General features: G+C 64.4%; 25 protein-coding genes. 11 read left to right on the top strand and 14 right to left on the bottom strand.

Translation table 11 applies throughout. From position 1 onward, the window contains the following. Positions 1–4: 4 nt before the first annotated feature. Positions 5–940, bottom strand: a complete 936-nt coding sequence (locus tag DL891_RS13080; RefSeq protein ID WP_111720868.1) for an ABC transporter substrate-binding protein — start codon at positions 938–940, stop codon at positions 5–7. Positions 941–1,175: 235 nt separating this feature from the next. Between DL891_RS13080 and DL891_RS13075 the strand changes: the two genes are divergently transcribed. Continuing rightward, positions 1,176–2,819, top strand: coding sequence for a thiamine pyrophosphate-binding protein (locus DL891_RS13075; protein ID WP_111720867.1), 1,644 nt, complete (start codon positions 1,176–1,178; stop codon positions 2,817–2,819). Between the two features lie 61 nt (positions 2,820–2,880). Here the strand turns inward: DL891_RS13075 and DL891_RS13070 are convergent, their stop codons facing one another. The 3 genes from DL891_RS13070 to DL891_RS13060 all read right to left on the bottom strand — a co-directional run bounded on the left by DL891_RS13070 (position 2,881) and on the right by DL891_RS13060 (position 5,493). Further along, positions 2,881–3,528: a GntR family transcriptional regulator gene (locus DL891_RS13070; protein WP_198668893.1), complete on the bottom strand. Its 648-nt coding sequence runs from the start codon at positions 3,526–3,528 to the stop codon at positions 2,881–2,883. 176 nt (positions 3,529–3,704) lie between these two features. Further along, complete coding sequence (locus DL891_RS13065) at positions 3,705–4,373, bottom strand: alpha/beta hydrolase (protein WP_232819165.1); 669 nt, start codon at positions 4,371–4,373, stop codon at positions 3,705–3,707. A 10-nt stretch (positions 4,374–4,383) separates the two neighbouring features. Then, on the bottom strand, positions 4,384–5,493 hold the full coding sequence (locus DL891_RS13060; protein ID WP_111720865.1) for a hypothetical protein: 1,110 nt from the start codon (positions 5,491–5,493) through the stop codon (positions 4,384–4,386). A gap of 363 nt (positions 5,494–5,856) precedes the next feature. Here DL891_RS13060 and DL891_RS13055 point away from each other — a divergent pair, with 363 nt between their 5' ends. Beyond that, positions 5,857–7,173 (top strand): cell wall-binding repeat-containing protein, encoded by a 1,317-nt coding sequence (locus DL891_RS13055; RefSeq protein ID WP_198668892.1) that lies wholly within the window; start codon positions 5,857–5,859, stop codon positions 7,171–7,173. Between the two features lie 94 nt (positions 7,174–7,267). On the opposite strand, the gene DL891_RS13050 is transcribed toward DL891_RS13055, so the two are convergent. The 5 genes from DL891_RS13050 to DL891_RS13030 all read right to left on the bottom strand — a co-directional run bounded on the left by DL891_RS13050 (position 7,268) and on the right by DL891_RS13030 (position 12,111). After that, positions 7,268–8,431 (bottom strand): ScyD/ScyE family protein, encoded by a 1,164-nt coding sequence (locus DL891_RS13050; RefSeq protein ID WP_157962501.1) that lies wholly within the window; start codon positions 8,429–8,431, stop codon positions 7,268–7,270. A 267-nt stretch (positions 8,432–8,698) separates the two neighbouring features. After that, the gene (locus DL891_RS13045) at positions 8,699–9,298 is read right to left on the bottom strand and encodes a hypothetical protein (RefSeq protein WP_157962500.1); all 600 of its coding nucleotides are present in this window, start codon (positions 9,296–9,298) and stop codon (positions 8,699–8,701) included. A 256-nt stretch (positions 9,299–9,554) separates the two neighbouring features. Next, entirely contained in the window at positions 9,555–10,589 is a 1,035-nt protein-coding gene (locus DL891_RS13040; RefSeq protein WP_111720861.1) for an NADPH:quinone reductase, read from the bottom strand. Positions 10,590–10,774: 185 nt separating this feature from the next. Next, positions 10,775–11,770, bottom strand: coding sequence for a 3-methyladenine DNA glycosylase (locus tag DL891_RS13035; RefSeq protein WP_232819164.1), 996 nt, complete (start codon positions 11,768–11,770; stop codon positions 10,775–10,777). A gap of 56 nt (positions 11,771–11,826) precedes the next feature. Beyond that, on the bottom strand, positions 11,827–12,111 hold the full coding sequence (locus tag DL891_RS13030) for an iron-sulfur cluster biosynthesis family protein (protein ID WP_111720860.1): 285 nt from the start codon (positions 12,109–12,111) through the stop codon (positions 11,827–11,829). Positions 12,112–12,426: 315 nt separating this feature from the next. Here DL891_RS13030 and DL891_RS13025 point away from each other — a divergent pair, with 315 nt between their 5' ends. Together DL891_RS13025 and DL891_RS13020 are read left to right on the top strand one after the other, a co-directional pair. Further along, positions 12,427–13,014, top strand: a complete 588-nt coding sequence (locus DL891_RS13025; protein ID WP_111720859.1) for a YdeI family protein — start codon at positions 12,427–12,429, stop codon at positions 13,012–13,014. A 75-nt stretch (positions 13,015–13,089) separates the two neighbouring features. After that, on the top strand, positions 13,090–13,665 hold the full coding sequence (locus tag DL891_RS13020) for a GNAT family N-acetyltransferase (RefSeq protein ID WP_111720932.1): 576 nt from the start codon (positions 13,090–13,092) through the stop codon (positions 13,663–13,665). 89 nt (positions 13,666–13,754) lie between these two features. On the opposite strand, the gene DL891_RS13015 is transcribed toward DL891_RS13020, so the two are convergent. The 3 genes from DL891_RS13015 to DL891_RS13005 all read right to left on the bottom strand — a co-directional run bounded on the left by DL891_RS13015 (position 13,755) and on the right by DL891_RS13005 (position 15,227). After that, a complete protein-coding gene (locus tag DL891_RS13015) occupies positions 13,755–14,222 on the bottom strand; it encodes a VOC family protein (RefSeq protein WP_111720931.1) in 468 nt (155 codons plus the stop codon). Positions 14,223–14,401: 179 nt separating this feature from the next. After that, on the bottom strand, positions 14,402–14,851 hold the full coding sequence (locus tag DL891_RS13010) for a DUF1304 domain-containing protein (RefSeq protein ID WP_111720930.1): 450 nt from the start codon (positions 14,849–14,851) through the stop codon (positions 14,402–14,404). Between the two features lie 25 nt (positions 14,852–14,876). Continuing rightward, entirely contained in the window at positions 14,877–15,227 is a 351-nt protein-coding gene (locus tag DL891_RS13005; protein ID WP_157962499.1) for a YciI family protein, read from the bottom strand. 139 nt (positions 15,228–15,366) lie between these two features. Between DL891_RS13005 and DL891_RS13000 the strand changes: the two genes are divergently transcribed. Next, a complete protein-coding gene (locus tag DL891_RS13000; RefSeq protein WP_111720857.1) occupies positions 15,367–16,452 on the top strand; it encodes an ATP-binding cassette domain-containing protein in 1,086 nt (361 codons plus the stop codon). After that, positions 16,449–17,294 (top strand): ABC transporter permease, encoded by an 846-nt coding sequence (locus tag DL891_RS12995; protein ID WP_111720856.1) that lies wholly within the window; start codon positions 16,449–16,451, stop codon positions 17,292–17,294. Before DL891_RS13000 ends, DL891_RS12995 begins: the two co-directional genes overlap by 4 nt. On the opposite strand, the gene DL891_RS12990 is transcribed toward DL891_RS12995, so the two are convergent. Then, the gene (locus tag DL891_RS12990) at positions 17,260–18,192 is read right to left on the bottom strand and encodes an EI24 domain-containing protein (RefSeq protein WP_198668891.1); all 933 of its coding nucleotides are present in this window, start codon (positions 18,190–18,192) and stop codon (positions 17,260–17,262) included. The genes DL891_RS12995 and DL891_RS12990 overlap by 35 nt on opposite strands. A gap of 302 nt (positions 18,193–18,494) precedes the next feature. Here DL891_RS12990 and DL891_RS12985 point away from each other — a divergent pair, with 302 nt between their 5' ends. The 5 genes from DL891_RS12985 to DL891_RS12965 all read left to right on the top strand — a co-directional run bounded on the left by DL891_RS12985 (position 18,495) and on the right by DL891_RS12965 (position 22,585). Then, positions 18,495–19,205, top strand: coding sequence for a DUF4433 domain-containing protein (locus DL891_RS12985; RefSeq protein WP_157962498.1), 711 nt, complete (start codon positions 18,495–18,497; stop codon positions 19,203–19,205). 124 nt (positions 19,206–19,329) lie between these two features. Next, a complete protein-coding gene (locus DL891_RS12980; RefSeq protein WP_111720854.1) occupies positions 19,330–20,652 on the top strand; it encodes a GNAT family N-acetyltransferase in 1,323 nt (440 codons plus the stop codon). A 45-nt stretch (positions 20,653–20,697) separates the two neighbouring features. Continuing rightward, complete coding sequence (locus DL891_RS12975; protein WP_111720853.1) at positions 20,698–21,627, top strand: carbon-nitrogen hydrolase family protein; 930 nt, start codon at positions 20,698–20,700, stop codon at positions 21,625–21,627. A gap of 99 nt (positions 21,628–21,726) precedes the next feature. Next, on the top strand, positions 21,727–22,095 hold the full coding sequence (locus DL891_RS12970) for a hypothetical protein (RefSeq protein WP_157962497.1): 369 nt from the start codon (positions 21,727–21,729) through the stop codon (positions 22,093–22,095). Positions 22,096–22,117: 22 nt separating this feature from the next. Then, positions 22,118–22,585 carry a hypothetical protein gene (locus DL891_RS12965; RefSeq protein WP_111720851.1) on the top strand — a complete coding sequence of 156 codons (468 nt, stop codon included), beginning with the start codon at positions 22,118–22,120 and terminating at the stop codon, positions 22,583–22,585. Here the strand turns inward: DL891_RS12965 and DL891_RS12960 are convergent. Continuing rightward, entirely contained in the window at positions 22,582–23,406 is an 825-nt protein-coding gene (locus DL891_RS12960) for a histidine phosphatase family protein (protein WP_198668890.1), read from the bottom strand. The genes DL891_RS12965 and DL891_RS12960 overlap by 4 nt on opposite strands. Positions 23,407–23,485: the final 79 nt, after the last annotated feature.

The following is a 23,485-nucleotide window of genomic DNA, read 5'->3' as shown; positions in this document are numbered from 1 at the left end:
ACTGTTACTGGGTGCCCGCGTTGACCGTCGGCTCCTTGACGGCGCCGGACTCCACTTTGTACTGTGCGAGAACGTCGGCGTAGGTGCCGTCGGCGATCAGTTTCTCAACGGCTGCCTTGACCGCGTCGCGAAGCTCGGAGTTGCTCTTGGTGAACATCGGGCCGGTCAGCACCGGCAACAGCGGTTCCTTGTTGGCAACCTCGAACTTGCCGCTGCCGCCCTTTGCCTCCACGTTGAACCGCGCGACGGCGTCTTGCGAGAACGAGGCATCGGCACGGCCGCTCTGCACCTGCAGCATGGCGTCGGCGTCAGTGGCAAGTGCCGTGACCACGATCGGCTTGCTCTTGCACTGGTCGGTGTTGAACTGTTCGAGCATGTCGACCTGCACGGATCCTTCGAGCGCCGACACGTTCAAGCCACACAGGCTGTCGATCCCGGTGATGTTCTTCGGGTTTCCTGCCGGCACCACGATGCCCTGTCCCGTCAGGAAGTAGTCGACGAAGTCGTACTTCTTCTGGCGGGCCACGGTGTCTGTCATCGCCGCAGCAACGACATCGATGCGCTTGGTGTCGAGCGCCGGGAGCAAACCGTCGAAGGCCATGTTGGTCACTTCAACCTTGAGGCCCAACTCTTCGCCGATCTTGTTGAAGAGTTCCATGTCCAGCCCGATCACCGTGATGTTGTCGGTGTCGAGGTATTCAAAGGGAGGGTAGAAGGCTTCGGTTCCGACCTTGAGCACACCGGCAGCTTTGATGTCGGCCGGCAGCATGTCGTGAAGCGCGCTGTCGGTCGAACCGGATGCGCCGGCTGCAGGAGCGTCGCTGGCAGCCGGTGTCGCCGAGTCTCCGGCCGAGCATCCGACCAGTACAGTCGCCGTCATGGCCGCTGCCACACTGAGAACAGCTGCTTGCCGCGCGACGCGTGTGATCTTGAAACGCATGATTCTCCTCTTTGAGTGATATCCGGTCAGGTGCAATTCCTGATCGTTCTGAATACACTATTGCATGGATGTCCAACAATAATACAAATTCTCGTTGCGGCCGAAATATTTTTCGAAAGGATCAGAAGCGTCGCCAAATCGTTGCTTTCCGCTCATAGGAGGCGTGGCGTGCAGTAGTGTTTGGGCGCGAATCTCCGGTAGACAGAATCAAGTTTTGTCCTACAATGGAACAATTATGACAATCGACGCTGCTGTCCTCGCCACAACTCCTTCCGACATTGAGCACCGAAACGGCGGCGCTGCCGTTGCTGAAACACTGCTCGCCCATGACGTTGACGTGATCTTCGGCATTCCCGGCACTCACAATCTTGAGATCTACCGCCACCTGGTGCGCCTCGGAATCAAGCCGGTGACGACTCGACACGAACAAGGCGCGGGTTACGCTGCCGACGGATACAGCCAAGTGGCCGGAAAGCCGGGAGTGGTCATCACGACGAGTGGCCCCGCGGTTCTGAACGCCATGGTCGCGGCGGGCACCGCGTATGCAGAGTCGCGTCCCGTGCTGATCATCTCGTCAGGGCTGCCCTCAGGCACCGACTATCTGGATGGCGGAGAACTGCACGACACGAAAGACACGCTCGCCGCGATGGCGAGCATGACCCAGTGGAGCGTACGCGCCCGCACGCCACAAGAAGTGACTGAATCCATCGCACGGGCGTTTGAACTCATGCTCAACGGGCGGCCGAGACCGGTCTTCATCGAGATTCCCTGCGATGTGCTCGCGGAGGCATGGGAGGGCGACGTCGTGCATGCCGGAGAGCTGTCGACGCCGAAACCGGAGCAGACCGCGGTGAAGCAGGCGGCAGAACTCCTGCGTCACGCGAGCCGACCAATGATCATCGCTGGCGGCGGCTCTCGTGGGGCCGACGGCCAGCTGCGTCAACTCGCCGAACGACTACAGGCCCCGGTCATGACAACCTGCAACGGCAAAGGCGTCTTGCCGGAAGTGCATCCGCTTTCACTCGGTGCCCATATTCGTCTGCCGGGTGCCCAGGCGCGATTGAACCAGAGTGATGCCCTGGTGGTTGTCGGCAGCGAGTTGAGCGACTCTGATCTCTGGGAGGGAAAGATCACCGCGACGAACGTGATTCGCATCGATATCGCCGCGAGCCAGTTGCACCTCAACGCCCCCGCGCTGGTCGCGATTCACGCGGATGCCGCTGAGGCACTCGATCAGATCAACTCACTACTGGGAGACGACAGCGACGCCGCGGACGCTCGTGACAAACCCGGCACCAAGGCTCAGGCCGACCTCGATGAATTCAGGAAGAGCCTGATCGAGGAGGCGCGTGTCGACGGCGAGGCATGGTTCGAGCTGAACACGCAGCTGCGCAAAGTGCTCCCCGAGAATTCGATCATCACGGGTGACTCGTCCCAGGTCACCTACATGGGAACCGTGCACTTCTTCCCGGTGCCCACCAAGAACTCATTCCTGTACATGCCGCGCGTCGCGACCCTGGGATACGCGGTTCCGGCGGCGCTCGGCGCGAAGGTGGCGAAGCCCGAGGCAGCCGTCGTCGCCCTGCTCGGCGATGGCGCGTTCATGTTCTCGGTGCAGGAGCTCGTCACCGCCGTGGAGCAGCAGCTTGCCCTGGTCGTGATCGTGGTCAACAACGGTGGCTACCGAGAGATTCGCGACCAGCAGGCAGCCCGCGGCATACCTCCGGTCGGAGTCGATTTGCATGTTCCCGATCTCGCCGCCCTCGCGACAGCGATTGGTGCCGTCGGAGAGACGGCGACTGACGCGACGGATGCTGCCGAACGAGCTCGCGTGGCATTGAGCCGCAGTGGCCCGACGGTTATCAGCCTCGACGTCTGATCCGACCTGCACCACTCCGCGCGACGGGGGCCGTGTCTGCAGGCGCTGTTCGAGCCCGCGCTCAGGACTCCAGGCGGCGTTGCAGGCGACGAATGGTTTCGTCGAGGTGCTCGCGCACGTATCGAACCGCCGTCTCGGTGTCTCGCGCGGCAATCGCAAGGTAGATGCGGCGATGCTCTTCAAGGAAGAATTCATCTTCGGCATAGTCGAGTCGTGACGCCGCCAGGCTGCCCAGGTAGAAGGAGAGTTCAACGGCGAGCCCTGAATAGAAGTTGTCGATTCGGGTACTGGCGAGATTGCGCACGGTGGCTGCGTGGAACGCCAGGTCTTTGGCGACGATGTCCCGGTCGTTTCCACTTTCTGCGGCGGCTTCGAGATCGATGAGAGCCTGTTTCAGTCCTGCAACGACGTCGTCGCTCGCCTCAACCGAAGCGGCGCCGACTTCGAGACCGCGGCGTGCGTCATAAAGGTTGACGAGGGCATCTTTGGTGGGCTCGGCGATGACGGCGCCGCGATGCATCTCATGGCGGATCAAGCGGCTGTGGCCCAGCAGAAGCACCGCCTCGCGAACGGTGTTGCGTGACACCCCGAGGCTGGTTGCGATGGCTGTCTCTCGGAGCGCGGTTCCGGGCTTGAGCTCTCCGTTGAGGATCAATGTGGTGATGTGGTCACGTACCTGCTCGGCAGAACTCACACGCTGAAGTGGCATTTTGGATAACCCTTGCATTTGCCCATTGTAGGGGATGAAGGATTGTCTTACAATCCAACAATATGACGGGTCCCTTGACCAACCCGCGGTTTCTACCGCGCCCGGGTGTTCGTTTTCGGGCGCCGGGGAGAGACGCGTTCGGTATGAGCGAAGGGGAGCAGGAGTAAGAGTCGAGCTCAGCGCTGAAGCTGCGCCGTGACGAAGTCGACCAGGTCGGCGAGCTCCGGCTGGCTGACGGTGTGCGCCATCGGGTACCGGTGCGCCTCGACCGCGGTGTGCTCGGTAAGCCAGTGCCCGGTTTGTTCGACGGCGTCGGCGCCGATCACCTGATCCTGGTCGCCGTGGGCCCAGAACACGGGCATCCGCGGCTCGCGGGCGGCCAGCGCAGCGTCACCCGGATGGTCGGCATCGGCGACGAAGCCGCTCAATTGCAACGCGTAGTCGAAGCGTTCGGGTGCCTCGCGGATCAGTTGCGGCGCCATGCAGCCGCCCTGGGAAAAGCCCATCAGGCCGATTCCGGTGGGGGTCACCTCGAGGCCGTCGATCCAGTCCAGCACCGCCTGCACCGAGGCGTCCAGCAGATTGGTGCCAGCAGTGCTGGACTGCGCGCCCGATTGGAACCAGGCATAACCACCGCCATAGCCCAACGGCGCCCGCAGGGAGGCGACCACGAGGTCATCAGGGAGAAACCGGTTCAGACCGAACAGGTCGCCCTCGTGGCTGCCCAGACCGTGCATCATGACGAGCAACGGTTTGCCGCCGCGTTCCTCCGGGTCACGGTCCCACATCACCACATCGGGGTCGATGGCATGGTTGGGGTTCGCGGTCGGATCCTGAAAGTTCATGCCGCCCAGCCTAGGCGAACGCCACCAGCAGTGCGATCGGCACCACCCAGAACACGGCGAGGATTGCGATGACCACAGCGCGGGACATCGGGCGCACCCGCGCGAGGCGCCTTCCCTCGGGCGCAACCTCATTCACCGACATCCGGCCGCTGATCTGCCTGCCGTCTGGGCCAAGAACAAAACTCGCCACCGGGTTCATTCTCGAATCGGCATACAGGTCGGTGCGACTGAGGGTCTTCTGCGCAACGACATCCAGAATGCGGAAGATCCGGCCGAGTACCTTCGGATCGGCGAGCTCGAACTCTTTCGCCGAATAGAAGAACATCCAGTCGTCAACGATCTCGACGTCGAGGGTCGATGACTCGTCGATGAGCAGCGCCATCAGGTCGGGCGTGAAGATATACAGGGCATCTCGTTCGTACCCCTCGGGGCAGTACAAGGTGAAGTGATCATCGAAGTCGCCTTCGAGCGAGAGCGTCTGGCCGTCAGTCAGCCGGACCGGCAGCGTGCGCCGCGTGTCGTTGGCCGTCGCATCGAGAAGCATGTGCGGAAGCATCCGGTTGAGCCGGGTCGCAACGTACCCCCAGGTATGCGTGACCGTGCCGCGACCGGCGCCGGTGGAGAAGCGAAAGTTGCCGATATCGGGGGAGTGGGTGTCGGCGCGAAAGAGATGCTCCTGCACGGTGCGGTCATCACCGACGATGAAGATAGCGCCGGGAAACCCCGGATTCGGTGCCCCCGTGCCGAACTCGAGACCATTCGCGGCCGCGAACCGCTCAAGGCGCAGCCACCGCTCCCACGGCGATTTCGCAAACAGCACGCGATAGACGAAAACACTGATCAGCGCCAGCGTTCCGGTCAACGCGAGTGTGAGAAATACCAGGAAGGTCACTGCGACCGGTTCGCCGCCGCTCAAGTTGACTCCGGCGAACTTCGCCGCTTCTCGGAGAAGGACGAAACAGGTGTAGACAGCGATGGCCACCCACACTGTCAGGATGACGACGAGCCAGAGCTGTGGTCGGTGGGTGAACCCGGCAGCCTCGGCCTCGCGACGCCGGCGGTCGACGTGCTCGGCGTCCACTGAAGACCTGAGCGGCTCATAGTTCAACGAGGTCGTCATCGAGCGTGTCCTCCAAGGGTTTGGTGTCCATTCTTGCAAGGATGCCCGCGCGAGCGTGCGAAGTCGTGCAGTGCCGGTACCCCTGCGCCGACGTCGAGCTCGAGCCGCGCGAGCAGGAGGAGGTCATCGGCGCCCAGCGCCTGCGATGCGTGCCTCCTGCCATGTTCGAGTGCGTGTGAGGCCGTTCGCACCACCCGTCCTGGGCGCTGGACGCTCCGGATTCGCGTTCTCCCGATCGGCCGGTGCCGGTGAAACTCCCGGTCAGCGGCCCAGTGTGCAGTTGCGGTACCCCCCGACTGGGGGATAGGGTGACGCATGCCGCGCACGGCGGCCTCTGCAACGAAGCAAGGAGCACACTCGCCGATGACCGCCACACGACGAAACCCCTATTCGATCATCTCCGCGCTGGTCATGTCGCTCGCCGTCATCCTGGGCCTGGGCATTGTCTCGGCTGAGCCCGCCCACGCCGCATCCCCGTTCGCTGGTAAGTACACCGGGACCGCAAACGGTTACGAGACTGTACTCGAGGTGTCGGCAGACGGAAAAGTGACCTACTTCAACGCCTGGTACTACTACAGCTGCGGGACATCGCCCGGATTTGGCGCCGCCTATTGGGACACCCCGGTTCCAGTGGACACCGCCGGTGGTTTCTCGAAGAAGATCGATGGAGAATCCATTTCAGGAACAATCGCCAGCAACGGCACGGCGAGCGTCTACTATAAAAACTTTTACGCAGGCTGCGCAGGAGACATTTCCGTCACGCTGAAGAGCGCGGGTCCGGCGCCGCTCCCCGTGACCAGCCGCATCGCCGGTGACGATCGCTACTCGACCGCGATCGCGGTCTCGAAGTCTGGCTACCCCACGACGGCCAAGGTCGTCTATTTGGCCACGGGTTCCGATTACCCCGACGCCCTGGCCGCCGCGCCCGCTGCCGCCAAGGAGGGCGGTCCGTTGCTGCTGACCACACGCGGGTCGCTGCCCACGGCGATCGCGAACGAGATCAAGCGGCTGAAGCCCACCAAGGTCGTCGTCGTCGGCGGAACCGGGGCTATCTCAGCGAAGACGTTCGACCAGGTCAAGAAAATTGTGACGAACACGGTGCGCAGGTCTGGCAATGACCGATACGCCACGGCGCGAGCCATCGCCCAGGCGGCATTCGCCACGGCAACAACGGCATATATCGCGACCGGTTCGGACTACCCGGATGCCCTCTCCGCGTCTGCCCCGGCCGGGGCCGCGGGCGCGCCGGTCATCCTGGTGAACGGCAAGGCGAAGTCGATCGACAAGGCCACCAAAGATCTCTTGACCAAGCTCAAGGTGAAGAAGACCATCATCGCCGGTGGTGCCGGCGTGGTGACCGAGGGGATACAGAACTCCCTCTCCTCGTTCGGCGTGACCCGGGTTGCCGGCAACGACCGGTTCAGCACCAGCCAGAAGCTGAACAAGGCCCTAGCAGGGAAGGCGAACACCGCCTACGTCGCCACCGGATTCGGCTTCCCAGATGCCCTGGCCGGTGCTGCCGTCGCCGGGGCCAAGAAGGCGCCGCTCTATGTGGTGCAGCGCACGTGCATCCCGACATCGATCCGCACCGACATCCTGAACGGGCCGGTCAACCGAGTGAATCTGCTGGGGGGCACCGGGGTGCTCACCGACGGCGTGAAGAAGCTGAAGTCCTGCTGACGAAATACCGCGCCAGCAGCGTGTGAGTGCGCACGTCCGGTTCTTCCCAGTGAGCGGGAAGGACGGGACGTGCGCACCCCGTGGAGGAACGCGGCTACCAGCGCATGTTGTGGAACATGCTGCTTGGATTGACCACCACCAGCTTGCCGATCGCCTGCGGGGCGCCGTTGGCGTCTGGCACAAAGGCATCCGTCGTCACGTAGACCTTGCCGTTTGAGAACTCGATTGCCGCCGGGGACGACACCGCCACTGAGCTGACGGCCTTCTTCATCCAGGGCAGTACCAGCGAGACCTGGCCGGTGCCGTCCTTGCCGCCGAACAATTCGGTCACCAGCATGACTCCGGTTCGGGCATCCACGGCGAGGTCAGTGGCACCGACGAAGCCGGACGCAACCGAAACAACCTTTCCGGTGTAGGGGTTCACCTTGTAGACGGCACCGCGGGCGCCCATACTGGCGTCTTCCGGGCCGCCCGGCAGGGAGGTCACGTAGAGCCAACCGTGGGGACCCACCTCAACGTCGGTCGGCACCGACTCGAACCAGTACTTCTGACCGACCGCGCACGCAGGCAACCCCAGCGCGTCGGCCATTTCCTGCGAAGCGACGATCGGCGGGGTGGGCGGCATGACCGCAACCGTCGAGACGTTGCCCTTGTAGTCGACTTTCAAGATGGCGTTGCCCGCAGCATCCGCCACGTAAACACCCTGCTTCGTGGCTACTGACGCGTACGGATGTGTGTCCACGATTCCGGTGTAAGTGGGGGGCCCCATCTCACTGTTCGGGTCAAACTGGTCCAAACAATCCTGAGCCAGCCCGACGAACCCGTAGGAATTGACCTGATCGGGATTATTGGCCGCCTCGAAAGCACCGATATCAGCCAGCTGACGTACTGCACCGTTACGTGACAGTACCATCAGGTATCCCTTGCCCTCCTCCTGCTTGTTCTTTGCGAAATAGACGTTCCCGGAGCGCTCAGACACGGCGCCGATCTCCCAGCCGGGGGCCGACACAACCGTCGACTTCTGGCCCTTCTTCGTCACCTTGGTCAATTCGCCGATGAAGCTTTGTGCGACGAACGCGTTTCCGCCGCCGTCCACTGCGACGCTGAGCGGGGCGAACAGATGGTCGGCCACGGTCGACATCTTGGGCGTGAAAGCATGCTGCGACACGGTGGTGCTGGCCGCGGATGCAGGGGCGGCGAAGCCGACCGACACGAGTGCCGTCGCGCACAGGGCTGCGACGACGAATCTATTCTTCACGGAGGTACTCCCTTGGACTTGCGTGCGCCTCGGCGGGCCCCGATCGGGGACGCGCAATCCACTTGGGCGATCTACTGCAGCGACGTGCGTCTGGGCGGTTCGGGTATCCGCTCTGGCTCGGTGCGGGCGCACCGATACGCGTAGAGTACCCCCAGAGCACCGGATGTGGTAGAGCGTTTTCTAGAGTTGTGTGCGGACGGTTTTATCAGGACGACGATGTGGGTCGTCCCCGGGGTGAGCGCTCGGGGGCGGGGTGTTGACGGGCTTTCAGTCGCCGGCGTTCGCGGGTTGCATCCAGGAGGTCACGGCGACCGCATCCGGCCCGAACTCGTCATCGAACTCGCGCTGCAGCGTGCCGTCATCGTAGCTCGCTGTCACGAGCAGGATCCCGTCGCCCCGAGTCGTGGTCAACACATACGGCTGCTTGTCTCTGACCACCTGCTCGATCTGTGCCAACTCGGCATCGCTGCGCGACCCTGTCGGATCGGCCTGTTCGTCCGGATCCGGAACCATATCGGCCACCACGGGAGGGCGGGTGAGTGTCAGCGTCTCACCGTGATAAGTGCCGAACACCTGGTAGAGACCCCAGCGCACATCATTCGCGTGCTCGGATGTCGTCTCATCGAGGCCATCCCAGCTCCAACCGTCCAGCACCACTCCGCCGGCGCACTGGGGCGGGTACGACTCGAGTACCTGCATGCACAGCAAGACGTTGTCGCGGTCACCGTCATCGATCACGGTTCCGGTGGCGGTCAGCTCGTTCTTCTGGTCGGGTGCGGGCGGCGGCGGGTCGGCGGTGGTGCAGCCGGCCAGGACCAGTGCGAGGCACGCGCTCGCCGTGATCAACACGCTGGTTCGGCAGCTCATCGTCACTCCCTATATCCCTATTTCCGGTGGGCTGAATCCTCAGCGTAGGCGGAGTGCGGCTGCACAGACTGGGAGGTGCGTCAGAAGACTCTGAAGGTGCATGCGGTGACCACTGTCGGCTACGCTGGCTTGCCGCGCGAGGCCGGCTCATCGCGGTGCTCAGCTGATTGGCTTCAGCCACTGACCTCAGGACCGGACGGTGTCGTATCCGCTCGGCGGGTCGGGCTGATTGGTCTGGGCGCTGGCCCGGCACGATCTACTGAACGGCGGTGACCTCGATGAGCACCTTGCCGACGGCGCCGTCCTCCACCGCAGCGTGCGCCTCAGCGGTTTGTGCGAGGTCGAACCGGTGCAACGGCAGGCCCGTCTGCTCGCCGACCTCCAGTGCGCCGTCGCGCACGGCCGCGGTGACGTCGGCGACCGCGGCGTCCAACGCCTGCCGGCCGACCGTGTAGAGCAGCAGGAATTGGTAGCGCACGTTGAGACTGAAGTGTTTGCGTACATCGAGGGTCATGATGTCTCCGCCGTTGTTGGCGTAGACCGCGATCGTGGCGTGGTTTCGAGCGATGGCGAGATTGAGCTGCGCATTCGGGGCCGGGGCCACTTCGACGATGACATCCACACCGTCTGGGGCGATACGGCGAATCTCGTCTGCGGCATCCGTTTGCGTGTAGTTGACGACATGGTGGGCTCCGGCAGCCGAGGCCAGCGCGGCCTTCTCCGCAGAGCTGATCGTGGTGATGACGGTGGCGCCCGCCCAACGCGCGAGCTGGATGGCGGCGTGCCCGACCGCTCCTGCGCCGCCGGCGATGAGAACGACCTTGTCGTCAAGCGCCCCCGGGTACAGCCGGGATGGGCCGTCCTCCGCGACCGTGAGTGCCCGGTGCGCCGTCACTGCCGGCACTCCGAGGCTCGCGCCCAGCTCAAAGCTGGCGGAATCCGGAAGCGGATGCACGCGATCGACGGGCAGCACCGTGTACTCCTGTGCCGTGCCGCCGCTCTGCAACTGGTACGCGGCGAGCGTGATCCAGACGCGGTCACCCACGCCGAGCCCGGTGACGCCCGGCCCGACGGCGTCGATGATTCCGGCGCCGTCCTGGTTCGGAACGATGTCAGCGAATGGCAATGACTCCCCGGGGCTGGACCCGCGGCGCGACTTCCAATCGGTGGGGTTCACGCCGGAGATGACGAGCCGCACGCGGACCTCGCCCGGCCCCGGCTCGACCACATCGCGGTCGACGAGGCGGAGGACCGACGGGTCACCGGTTTCACTGTAGATGATCGACTTCATGGCGACACCAACGCGCCCGGGTGCGCAATCCTTCCCCAGCCGGGTATCGAAGCCTGAAATTTCAGGAGGAGCGCATCGGCGAGGCTGTGACGCGGCCGGGCGATCAGTCCTCCTGAAATTTTTGCGGCTTATGAGCGGCGCTCGCCGTGTGGGGGTGGGTTTCGAGACGGTCGCTTCGCGATACCTCAACCAGCGCAGGAGATTGCGGCGAGAACACGAGAGCGAAGGTCGTTGCTGCGGGTGGCGAATCGACGCTGCTGGCGCGCATACTCGGCCTTGCCTGCGGGCGTCTCGATCGGCACCGGGGTGTAGCCCCACTCGGTGAGATCGTAGGGGGAGGCGCGCATGTCGAGTTCGCGAATGTCTGCGGCCAGCTCGAAGGTGTCGAGCAACAGGTCTCCCGGCACGATCGGGCCGAGTTTGATGGCCCACTTGTAGACATCCATACCGGCGTGCAGGCAGCCGGGCTGTTCCATCCCCGGCTGATTGTCCCGGGTCGGGGTGCGATGGTTGAGGCCCACCGCATCGGGAGTGAAGAACCGGAACGCGTCGAAATGCGTGCACGCGATCCGGTTGGCCTCCACCACCTCGTCGGTGGCACTGGCGCCCAGCCTGAGCGGAACCTGGTGCCGATGCTCCGGCGCCCGGTACACCATCGCCCATTCGTGCAGGCCGAAGCATCCGAAGTTTCCCGGACGCGCGGCTGTTCGCGCCAGCAGGTTCCTGATGAACCGGATGCTGGGACCCTTCGCCACGACGAAAGCCTCCGTGTCGACGCTCACGTCGTCGCCGTGAGACCGATACCACTTCCACGTGGCCCGGCTCGTGGCGGCGGCATCCGCCAGAGTGATGTTCGCACCCGGATGCCAACGGCGCAGTATGCGTGGCCGGTACGAGTAATAGGTGAAGAGAAAGTCCTCGACCGGATGCGTGACACCGGTGCCGGCGCGGGACCGCCAGCCCGCGGTCAGGAGGTCGGCGCGCGCTTCATGGGAACGCTCGAGTTCGCGCCATTCGGTGGCCCTGAGAAGCGTGGGCCGCCGAACAGCGGACGACTCGAAGGGGTGGGTGCCGGTGGGTTCGGCATCTGCAGGGTTGGACCCCGCAGAATTCATGCCGGCAGGGCGCGTTTTGATGACGCGAACCGCGGCATCCGATACTCCCGCGACGACAGAACTCATCGTTCCATTGTCGCAGGTGACCGGTGCCAACCGGCGGCTGTCGGATCAGCGAACGGTCACTCCTGGTTGCCGAGGCCGAAACGCACGGAGCCCTGTTCGTCGACCTGTGCGTCAAGCACCTTGTCCGACAGCGCCATGGCGGCGTTCTCCTCGAGGAACACGCGGGCTCCGGAGCTTTCGACGACCTGGTCCTCAGGCTCGGGGGCCGGAGCGACGGCCAGGGAGAAATCGGAGTTGTCGGGATTGGCCGAGGCGATGCGCAAGCCGCCGTCGTCGGCGCCCGGGCTCTGGCCGGTGATGGCCTTGACGATGTTCTGTGCGTCTTCGGTGAGGGTGAGCATGTGCTTTTCCTTCCGGTTGTCTGCTGCCTCGTGCAGGCAGCCCCAGCCACGATTCCTCAGCCGAGCACACGTTGCAAGCGGAGTGCGCGCATTCTGAGGGAGTTCACACGTGACGTGTGAACGGTGCGTTATGGTGACCCCGCCAAGCCGGGATGGCGCTCTCCAGAAGATCCATGCACCTGGCACCGGGGTGCTTCAGGAACCCTATGACCTGCCCCGGGGCGAGAGAAACTGCGTGTTGCGTGACGTCTCCGGGAACATGATGCGGTTCACCCAGGGCGGCTCTCTCATCCGGATTCCGACTACCATCGATGCATGGGAGCCAACGCCGAGAAACCAGTGGTCACCGTCGCCACTGTTGCGGAGTGGGAGAGCTGGCTGGAAGAGAATCCAGACGTTGACGGGGTGCGATTGCGGTTGCGTAAGAAGAGTTCCTCCAAACCGGGCATCACGTACCCGGAGGCTCTCGACGTGGCGCTGTGCTTCGGCTGGATCGACGGGCAGCTGGCCCGGCTTGACGACGACTACCATCTGCAGGTGTTCACGCCGCGCCGGATCCGCAGCCCGTGGTCGCAGCGAAACCGTGAGCACGTCGGGCGACTGACGGCAGAGGGGCGGATGCGACCGGCCGGTCTCGCTGAGATCGAACGAGCCAAGGCCGACGGGCGGTGGGATTCCGCCTACCGCCAGAAGGATGCCCCGGTACCCGCCGACCTGCAGGAGGCGCTCGCCGCACACCCCGCCGCGGCCCAATCCTTCGAGGCGCTCAGCGCGCAGAACCGATTCGCCATACTGTTCCGCATCAACGGGGTGAAACGGGCCGAGACGCGCAGGGCGAAGATCGCCACCTACGTCGCAATGCTCGAGAGCGGCGAGACGATCCACCCCCAGTCGGTGCGCTGAGTCGGATCGGTTGTTCGGGCATCGGGCCCTCGGGATTCATGGGTGATCGCGTGCCGGAGTCGTACTATGAACAGCATGGTCCCCCTAGATTTTAACGGGCCGTTGACCACGGAGCGCCTGACGGTGCGGTTGATGACTCCGGCCGACACCGATGCTGTTCATTCGTATCAGTCCCGGGAGGATGTGTGCGAGTACCTTCTCTACGCGCCGCGCGACCGTGATGCCGTCGCCGGAAAAGTTGTTGAGGCATCCACGCTCACCCGACTTGAGAATGACGGGGACTTCGTGCAATTGCTCGTGGAGAGACTCGCCGACCACACCGTCTTGGGCGAGTTGTACTTTTCACTGGTGAGTGTTGAACACGAGTGCGCGGAGATCGGATGGGTCTTCCATCCGGACCATCACGGCAAGGGCTACGCCCGAGAGGCGGCCAACGCGCTTCTGGCGATCGCCTTCGACGAGTGGAAACTGCATCGTGTCGTTGCAGAGTTGACGCCTCAGAACACCGCTTCGGTGGCGTTGTGCCACCGCCTGAACATGCGTGAAGAGGCGTATTTTGTGCAGAACATGTTCATCAAGGGTCGGTGGGAGGACACCGGAGTCTACGCTTTGCTGCGCACCGAGTGGGAGGCGTTGCGTACGGCCGACTGAGCTCCGCGGCTTTGTTGAGTATCGCGCCAGTTGGCACGCTTCGCCCCGGTTCGTGCTGGCGCGATGTGTTTCGGGTGGCGCGAAGCGGGTCAGGTGCCTGGCGCCTGCTCAGACGTATCCGCTGATTGCTGCTGGGCCAGATACGCTTCAGGGCCGACCTCGGACGCAAGCGCATCCATCCACAGCACACCAAATTCGTTACCGTCTGGATCTACGAAGTCGCGCGAATACATGAAACCGTAATCTTGGGGCTCGCGCGGCTCGGCGGCACCGGCCGCGAGCGCCTTCTCCAGAAGTGCATCTACCTCGGCCCGGCTCTCTCGGCTGAGTGAGGTCTGCACCTGTACCGATGTGTGCGGATCGCCGATTGGCTTGTCGGTGAATGTGGCGAAGAACTCGCGGGTGAGCACCATCAGGAAGACGTTTTCGTCGATCACGACACAGGCCGCGTTCTCGTCCGTGAAGTTTGGGTTGATCGTCCAACCGAGTCCGGTGAAGAACTTTTTAGACCGCTCCAAGTCAGTGGTGGGCAGGTTCACAAAAATCTGGGTGGCCATGGATACTCCCGGATTGTTCATCGGGTTGAGAATCATCGAATAATGAGATCGTTTCAAACCGGGGGTGGCGTGTCAATGGTCATCCAGAAGATCGCGCCGGTTGGCACGCTTCGCGCCGGTTCGTGCCGGCGCGATGTGTGCCGGGTGGCACGAAGCTCAAAAGGGACGAGGTGTGCGGCTCAGACCAGGGCGGCAACCAACAGCAGTACGAGGGCGATGAGCGGCAGCGCGCCCTGGACGACGGCGGCCCGCAGGTAGCCTCGGCCCGTCGTCAGCAGGACAACGGATGCCGCGAACATGCACCCCATCGTGAAGATCACGAGCGCAATCCCTGCGCTTTCGATGTTCGTGCCCGGCTGGACGGACACATACTCCACCCACCCGAACGATGCGGCACCCTGCCCGCCGGCAGCAACGAGGCCGACGCCGACAGCGGCACCCACCGCGAGGAACAGATTGTAGAAGCCCTGGTTGTAGGCGAATGGGCGGGTGGTCTGGGCATCCGCCTGGGTGCGCAGGCCGAACAGGCGCCAGACCGCCGGGCGGGTCCAGAGCACGCTCTCCATCACGAATATTCCCACATGCAGGGCAGCGGCGAGCGACGCGATCACCAACGAGGCGATCCCCAATGCGGTGGCCACTACCCGAGTACCGTCACGGCCGCTGCGACGACGGCATGACGTGGCGCACTTCGACTGCGGCACCGATCACCGCGGCGATACTCGCAGCGATCTCGACTGCACGCTCCTCATCGGTCACCTTCACCACCCAGAATCGGGTCAGAGGTTTGGTCGCGCCCGAGAACGAACCGTGGTGCGCCTTGCCGTGCCGGTCGATCAGCGACCCGGCACTGCCGAAGGCCAGCACCTCGGAATAGACCAACTCGCCGCTGTGGGCAAGCTCGTCGTCGAGCTGGGCCATGAAGGAGGTCATCTGCTCGGTCCACTCCGGTGGGTTCGTGCGCAGGTCTTCTTCTTCGCTGAACACCATGATCATGAACTTCATCGTCGCTCGTTTCGCTTCAGTCAGCCGCAATCGTGTTCTCCAACTGTGGCACGATGTGAGGCGTAAGGCCATGCCGAGACCCATCATTCTCTTCCGTAATAACGTGGACAGTGCCGCTGGGCAGGAGTAAATTCGCACCGTGACCTTTATCGAGGTCGACCACCTGACCAAGATCTATACTCCGAAGGGCGCCGGCGAAGTACGCGCGCTCGACGGACTCGACCTCGCCGTGCCGAAAGGCACCATCACCGCGCTCCTGGGCCCGAACGGCGCCGGAAAGACCACAACCGTCAAGGTGCTCACGACCCTGATCCGACCGGATGCCGGCACAGCGGTCATCGACGGCATCGACGTGTCGCGACACCCGGAGCGGATCCGGCCGATCATCGGCGTCTCCGGCCAGTACGCCGCCGTCGATGAGAACCTCACCGGCTTCGAGAACCTGGAGATGGTCGGCCGCCTCTACCACATGGGCGCGCGGGCGTCTCGGCAGCGGGCGAAAGAGCTGATCGACATTTTCGAACTGACCGAGGCGATGAACCGGCCGGTGAAGGGATTCTCCGGTGGCATGCGCCGCCGCATCGACCTCGCCGGTGCGCTGGTCACCCGGCCGACGGTGCTGTTCCTCGACGAACCGACCACCGGGCTCGACCCGCATGGCCGGCTCGGCATGTGGGACATCATCACCAATCTGGTCGGAGAGGGAACGACGGTTCTGCTCACCACCCAATACCTGGAGGAGGCCGACCGGCTGGCCGACAGCATCTCGGTCATCGACGAGGGTCGGGTGATCGCGCTCGGCACCGCCGACGAGTTGAAGGCATCCAGCGGCGGGCAGCGGGTGGAGATCAACCTGGTGACCGCCGATGATCGGGAGGCGGCTCTTGAGGTTCTGACCCGTTATGGCAGTGCCCAGCCCACGGTCTCTGCCGACGGGCGCTCCCTGACGGTGGGTGCCACGGATGCCCCGGCCGCGCTGTATGGCATCCTCGGGGAGTTCACCGACCGAAACATTCGGCTCTATGACGCCGGAATGCGCCGACCGACCCTCGATGAGGTGTTTTTGCGCATGACCGGGCACGCGGCCTCGACAACGCCGCCCGAGGAGAAACCCGACGAACTCGTCGCCCGCCGGGACCACGACGGTGCGGGGCACGGACCGCACCCGGACGAGCACCGCGCGAAGGCGCGGCCCGCCGAGAGCAAACAAAAGAGGTCGGCATGAGCACCGCACAGGCACAACCGGGCGTCTTCGTCGGCGTGGGATCTGCCTTCGCCCATTGGTTCTCCGACGGCTGGATCACAACCCGTCGCAACCTGATCAAAATCAAACGGGTGCCCGACATCATCGTGTTCACCACGTTGCAGCCGATCATGTTCGTGCTGTTGTTCACCTATATCTATTCGGGCGTGATCCAAATTCCGGGCAGCAGTTACACCGAGTTCATCATGGCCGGGATCTTCGCGCAGACCGTCGTGTTCGGTTCGACCTACTCGGGGTCGGCGATGGCGCAGGATCTGAAAGACGGCATCATCGACCGGTTTCGCACCCTGCCGATGAGCCCGTCTGCCGTTCTTGTTGGTCGCACCAACGGCGACCTGATGATCAACGGCATCTCGATGGTCGTGATGATCGGCACCGGACTGATCGTCGGCTGGCGGGTGCACACGAGTTTTCTGTCGGCGCTCGCCGCGGTGGCGTTGTTGCTGCTGTTCGCCTACGCCCTGTCTTGGGTGATGGCCTTTCTCGGCATGCTGGTGCGCAGCCCCGAGGTGATCAACAACGTCGCCTTCCTGGTGCTGTTTCCACTCACGTTCATCTCGAACGCATTCGTCCCGAGTGAGACGCTGCCGATCCCGTTGCGCATCTTCGCCGAGCTCAACCCGGTGTCGGCACTGGTGCAAGCGGCCAGGGAACTGTTCGGCAACGTGCCGCCCGGAACCCCGGTGCCGGATACCTGGACCGGGCAGTACCCGGTGCTCACGGTGTTGATCGGCATCGTCGTCACGTTGGCCATTTTCGTCCCGCTGGCTATTCGCAAGTTCGACCGGGTGTCGTCCCGGTAGCGCGCTGCATCGGTGCCGAGGCGTCGGATGGCGGGGAGGAAGGCGCCGAAACACCGGACGGGTGGGCCGCGGGTGTCAGCGAACCTGGCACCAGCATGCTCCGACTGAGCATCGTCGCCCCGGCGACCGCGGCAGGCATCACGATCACGGCGCCCAGTGGGATCAAGAACATCAGGAACGTGGCCATACCGAAACCGAGCGTGCGCGGGCGGTGCGAGCCGAGCGTCCGGCGTCGGTCCTTCAAAGTGAGACCGCGCGCTTCAAAGGCAAGTCCGGTCAGCTCGACGGTGAGGAACCAGCCGCCGACGCCCACCGCAAGCACCGGAATCACCGATTGGCCGACGAACGGTATGAACCCACCCGCGAACAACGCCATCCCGATCAGAGCTGTGGCCAGAAAGAGTCGCAGGCCCTCCCCGATGGAGCGGCCGAGGCCGTGAAGAAAGGGCGCGGCCTCCCGCTCGGGCAGCCCACCCGCGCGAATCTCCACCGACCGCCAGATCTTCTCGTAGAACGGGGCTCCCACTATCAAGGTGATCGTAGTGAATGCCAGGAGCGCGAGCAGCACGACCAACCCGAGCAGGGCGGCGCCGGCGACGACCTGCACCGTGACCCGAGCTGCATCCACCCATTCGGCGGCGAACGGCGTGAGCCAGGCGGCCACCGCGGACAGGTTGAGCGCGAGCATGGTCAACGCTGCGAGGTACAGAATGCCGACCAGGAACGCCGGTGCCGCACCAAGTAACATCAGCCGGGGCGAGCGGGTCCACAGGCCGAGACCGCGCAGCAGAAAACGCGCCCCGACCAGAAACTCGCGGGCCGGGCCGAACACCGATGTGCGCGGCCCAGATATTTTTGGGGTGTCGAGCTTCGCGTCGCTCTGGTCGTCTCGTTGCACCCGGCCAGCCTAATCGGCCAGCGAGCCGAGGGGGCAGGCTCGAGCGAACCCAAGAATGTTCTCGGCGAGTTCGAAAACAACGTAGCGTTAAGGGGTGGCCGTGGCTGATGAATGCGGATGCGGCGATCACGCGTTGAAGGGTTTGTGAAATGAGCGACGAATGTATCCACGGCTTTGATGACGGATTCTGCGCCGTTTGCTCCCCACCGGCTGTCCCTGAATCGGCGGTGAAGACGCGGCCCGCGAAAGCGCGGCCAGCGCCGAATCCGAGAACATCGTCGACGAGAAAGGCCACTCGTCCGGTGACCCGACGAACAGCACCCGGCGCGGTTTCGGGGCCGACGAAACTCACGCACACGGGCGACGTGGCTGAGCAGCGCCTTTATCACGTGACCCACGTCGACAACCTGGATTCCATCATCGAGTCCGGCGGGCTGTTGGCTGACACAGCTGGTGCGGTACCGACGATCGACGTTGCTTCCCCGGAAGTGCGCCAAGTACGCCGCGAAACCGCTGTTCCCGGCCAGACGGCGACCGTCGCCGACTACGTTCCCTTCTATCTGTCGCCGGATGCCAACCTCTGGGACACCGTACGAACTCGGGGCATCGACCCTCGCATCTCCACCGGGGCACTAACTTTGGCCGCGCGGGATTTCGTGGTGGTGGTGACCGTGGTGAAAGACATCTTTGCCTCCTGCGCAGACTCCACCGACGCGGTGCCGTACTCCGTGACCGACGGCGACGCGGCCCTCAGCATCACCCGGTTCGGCACGGGCCCGACAGGCACCGAGAAGATGCTGCGCTCGCTGCGCACCGAAGATGGTTCGGGGAGCATCCTCAACGCAGAGTTTCTCGTGAAAGACGCCCTCCCGTTCGAATTGGTGACGCTGATCGGGGTGTGCAACGAGCGTGTGCGCGATGAGGTGAAGGCGAAATTGAAGCGCGCCGGCTACCGTGCGCGTGTCGCCGTGTATCCGCCCTGGTTCCAGGCGGTTGAGGTCGAATCGGCGTGATCGGCGGTCTGTGTCTCGGCCCGAGCCGATCGAAGCAGCCAACGAGCCGACGACGACCCGGACGAGCGGTCGGACGCCTGCGAGCTCGTGGCGTCGGCGCGGGTGGGGGCATTAGCCTGAACAGATGAGTTTCACTGAGATCAGGATCGATCCGCAATCAGCCGAACGAATGACGAAGCAGGGACTCAGGCTGCAGCGGGTCGACACGGCTGATCGTGTGGCCTTCGAGGCGTGGTTGCAGGCGGATGCGCGCGGATTCCACGGTGAGCGGATTGCCGGCACCCAACTCGAAGAGCTGGTGGGGCAGACTGCCTACCGGCGAACTTCCGGCGTGTGGGACGACACGGCCGCCGAACCGGAGACCCCGATCGCGACGGTCAGCTCGTGGCCGCTGGCGATGACCGTCCCGGGCGATAAGCAGGTTCCGGCGTGGGCGATCAGCTCCGTCACGGTTGCACCCACCCATCACCGCCGCGGCATCGCCCGAGCCATGATCGAGGGAGAATTGCGCACCGCCGCGGCGCAGAATCTGCCGCTCGCCGTGCTCACCGCTTCCGAGGCCACGCTCTATGGTCGCTATGGTTTCGGACCCGCCACCCAAGGGGCCGAACTGACTATTCAGACCCGGAGGGCGGGATGGGCTGGACGCGAGACAGCCGGCAGGGTGCACCTGGTGTCGTTGCAGCACATCCACAGATCTGGGCGGGAGATTCTGGAGCGGGCCCAACTCGGCTCACCCGGCGACGTCACTCTCGACGAGCAGCTCTGGGGCGAGCTTGTCGGTGTTGTGGGCGACGAGGACAACGCCAAGCAGAACCGTGCGGTGCGATTCGACGATGCGGACGGGGTTCCGCAGGGTTTCGCCATCTATAGCGTGAAGCACTCCGAGGGTGAGAACACAGAGCGTGTCGCGACTGTGGAATACCTGTGTTCGGTCACTGACGACGCTTATGCAGGATTGTGGCAGTACCTGCTGGGGCTTGACCTGGTCGGGTCGGTGTCGGCGCGGTTGCGTCCTGTCGACGAGCCCCTGCTCTGGCTCGTCGCCAACCCGCGGGCCGTGCGTGCCGCCGCCGTGAATGACCATCTGTGGGTGCGCATCCTCGATCTCAAGGATGCCCTCGAAGCGCGACGCTACAGTGCGCCCGGTCGGATCGTACTGCGAGTGAGCGATCCACTGGGATTCGCAGATGGACGGGTGCTGCTCGCGGTCGACGACGCCGGTGTGGGCACCATCACGGCGCTGGAGTCGGATATTGGTGTACCCGATGCCACTGCCGAACTTACCCTCGGGGTGAGTGAACTCGGTGCCCTCTATGTGGGGGGAGTGTCGGCCGCAACCCTGGCGCGCGCCGGCCGACTCACCGACGTGCAACCGGGCTCGGCGATCGCGTTCGACGCCGCGTTCCGCTCCCCGACGACTCCGTGGCTGAGCACTTGGTTCTGAGCGGGTGAAACGAGGCGGTCAGTCGCGGTGCCATAGGCTCGGGGCATGACGCGTATCACGGTGGCCGCTGTTCAGGCCGGTTCAGTGCTGTTCGACACCCCGGCCACTCTCGCCAAGGGGGAACGTCTCATCAGAGAGGCGGCGGATGCCGGTGCGCGGCTGATCGTGCTGCCCGAGGCCTTCCTCGGCGGATACCCGAAGGGCCTCGACTTCGGTGTGACCGTGGGCTCCCGCGCGCCGGGTGGCCGGGACGAGTTCCGGCGCTATTTCGAATCGGCGGTGGACCTGCCCGGCACAGAGGCTGATCACCTCGCCGAGCTCGCGACCGAGCTTGACGTGCACCTGGTGGTCGGTGTGATCGAACGCGACGGTGGCACTCTGTACTGCACGGCCGCCTTCTTCGTGCCGGGTCAAGGGATGGTGGCCAAACATCGCAAGCTGATGCCCACAGCGGCAGAGCGTTTTTTGTGGGGACAGGGCGACGGTTCGACCATGCCCGCTGTCTCGACCGAGTTGGGCGTGCTCGGGTCAGCAATCTGCTGGGAGAACTACATGCCGCTGTTCCGCCAGACGATGTATGCCAAAGGGGTACAGATCTGGTGCGCGCCGACGGTGGACGACCGGCCGCAGTGGCAGTCGACGATGACGCACATCAGCCTGGAGGGGCGCTGCTTCGTGATCGGTGCCGGCCAGTACCTGACCCGGGCCCACCTGCCGGAAGACGTTCATCCCGTGCAGGGCGAGGCCCCAGAGACGGTGCTGATCAACGGCGGCAGCGTGATCGTCTCACCGCTCGGTGAGGTGCTCGCCGGCCCGTTGCGTGGTGAAGAGGGCGTGCTGGTCGCCGAGATCGACCTCGACGACATTCCGCGGGCGAAGTTCGACTTCGACAGCGCCGGGCATTATTCACGCCCAGACGTGTTCACGTTGCTCGTCGACGAGGCGCCCAAAGACGTTGTCACGCTGATCGGCTGAGTGCAGGGCATCCGCCGGGCTCACTGATCCGGGCTCAGCCGTTCGCCCGGGCCCTCGCGCCTCTTGCCCTTGCGTCGTGGGCTCTGCTTAGGTGGCACCATGACCGAATTATTGTTGCCGCCCGTACCCGCTTCGGTGACCGAGTCACAGGTCGATGTGGGTGACGGCGACACTGCAGCGGATCACCCCGATGTCACCCGTGTTGTGCAACTGGGTTTCCAGACTCCGGAACATGTCGCCATCACCACCGCTGCCGACGGCTTGACCAGTGACTTCTCGGCAACCGCCTCAGACGTTTCAACGACGATCCCCACGCTGTTCATCGCGCGCGACGATTGGGCGGATGCCGCTGAGCGATGGATCACGACGAACCTGCCGAATGCAGAAATTGCCACCATGCCCACCCAAATGGGATTCGGCACCGCACCGGCTGAGTTCAACGCCACGGTGTCGAAGTGGGCGCTGTAGAAGGGGCCCGGGCAGATCCATCGTGAGCTTTTTGGCAGAGTCGACGCGGGCAGCTCTTCGGCGCGTCGTTGCGGCAGACGGGGTCGATGAGGTTCCGGATGCGTTGGAGCGGCTGGACGGCATCCGTTCGCTGATCAGCGCGCTGGAGAACGACCCGGCGACGCTCGCGAGCGTACGAGACGCTCTGGAGGCGGGGGCGAGTTGGGAGCAGGTCGCTCGGGCCGCGTCGATCAAACCCGCCGCCGCGAAATGGCGTTGGCAGGGCAGCGATGACGAGATCGCTGCCCGGCATCAGGCGGGCCGCAAACGGTCGTCGCGACCGAGCAGCGTGCCGACGGACCTGCCGGGGCTGTCGGTGGCAGAGGCCGCCACGAAGCTGGGTGTCTCCGCCCAGGCGATCTACCTGCGGGTCACTCGCGGAACACTGCGAGCCGAGACGGTGACGTTGCCGGACGGACGCAGCTACAAGCGCGTCTTTCCGGACGGCTAGTCGGAGTCGGCGCGCGCCTCGCTGAGGGTTTCGCCGGTGGGGTCGTGCACGTCAGGGCGCGGCGGAGTGACGATCGGGGTGCCCGGTTCGCCGTGGTCGGCGATCGACCGGCCCGCCCAACTGGACAGAGTCCATCCACGCTCGAACGAGCCCTCCACAACGACGATCCCCGCGTTGTCCAGGTGGTTCTCCTGCGCGAACACGGGCGACACATTGGTGACGTTCGCGGCAACCCAGACCCGGATGGCGGCGCCATGGCTGACGACCGCTGCCGACGAGGCGCCGGATGCCTCGATCGCGCGCAGATCGGCGTTGTAACGGCCGAAGAACTCGTGCCCGTCGGGGCCGCCCGGCATGGCGACATCATGATCGCCCGCCACCCACGCGAACACGGTTTCCAGGTAGGCCCGCACGGCTTCGTGATCGCGAAGATTCTCCAGGCTGCCGGCTTGGATCTCGTGCAGGCCCGGGCGCACGTCGATGTCGAGTTTTCGGTCCGTCGACAAGGGTCTGGCCGTCAACTGGGTGCGCACCAGCGTCGATGCATAGAGCGCGTCGACCGGTTCGTTCTTCAACTCGACCGGGATGTGTGCAGCCTGCCGGTGGCCGAGGTCGGTGAGACCCGGGCCGGGGTGGGCGGTGTCGATGAGGCCGGCGACATTCCCAGGCGTCTGACCGTGTCGGATGAAGAGGAGGCGCATATTCGTCAACACTATCGGTCGTGGTCCAGCCTGGCCGGTGATCTGTCCGTCGTGGTCGTGAACGTCGCTCGACTCGGCGAGCGAGCAGTAGATGGTGTTGAAACGTCCGGATAATGCCATCGAGCGCACGCTCAACGAAATCAAACGTCCCAACTGACGGGGACGGGGCCGTAGGGTGGGGTGAGGGAACGAACGTGCG

This window comes from Homoserinimonas sp. OAct 916 (assembly GCF_003260275.1).
Lineage (GTDB): Bacteria > Actinomycetota > Actinomycetes > Actinomycetales > Microbacteriaceae > OACT-916.
Note: the sequence above shows the minus strand (reverse complement) of the source record. Positions and strands in the feature narration are given on the sequence as shown.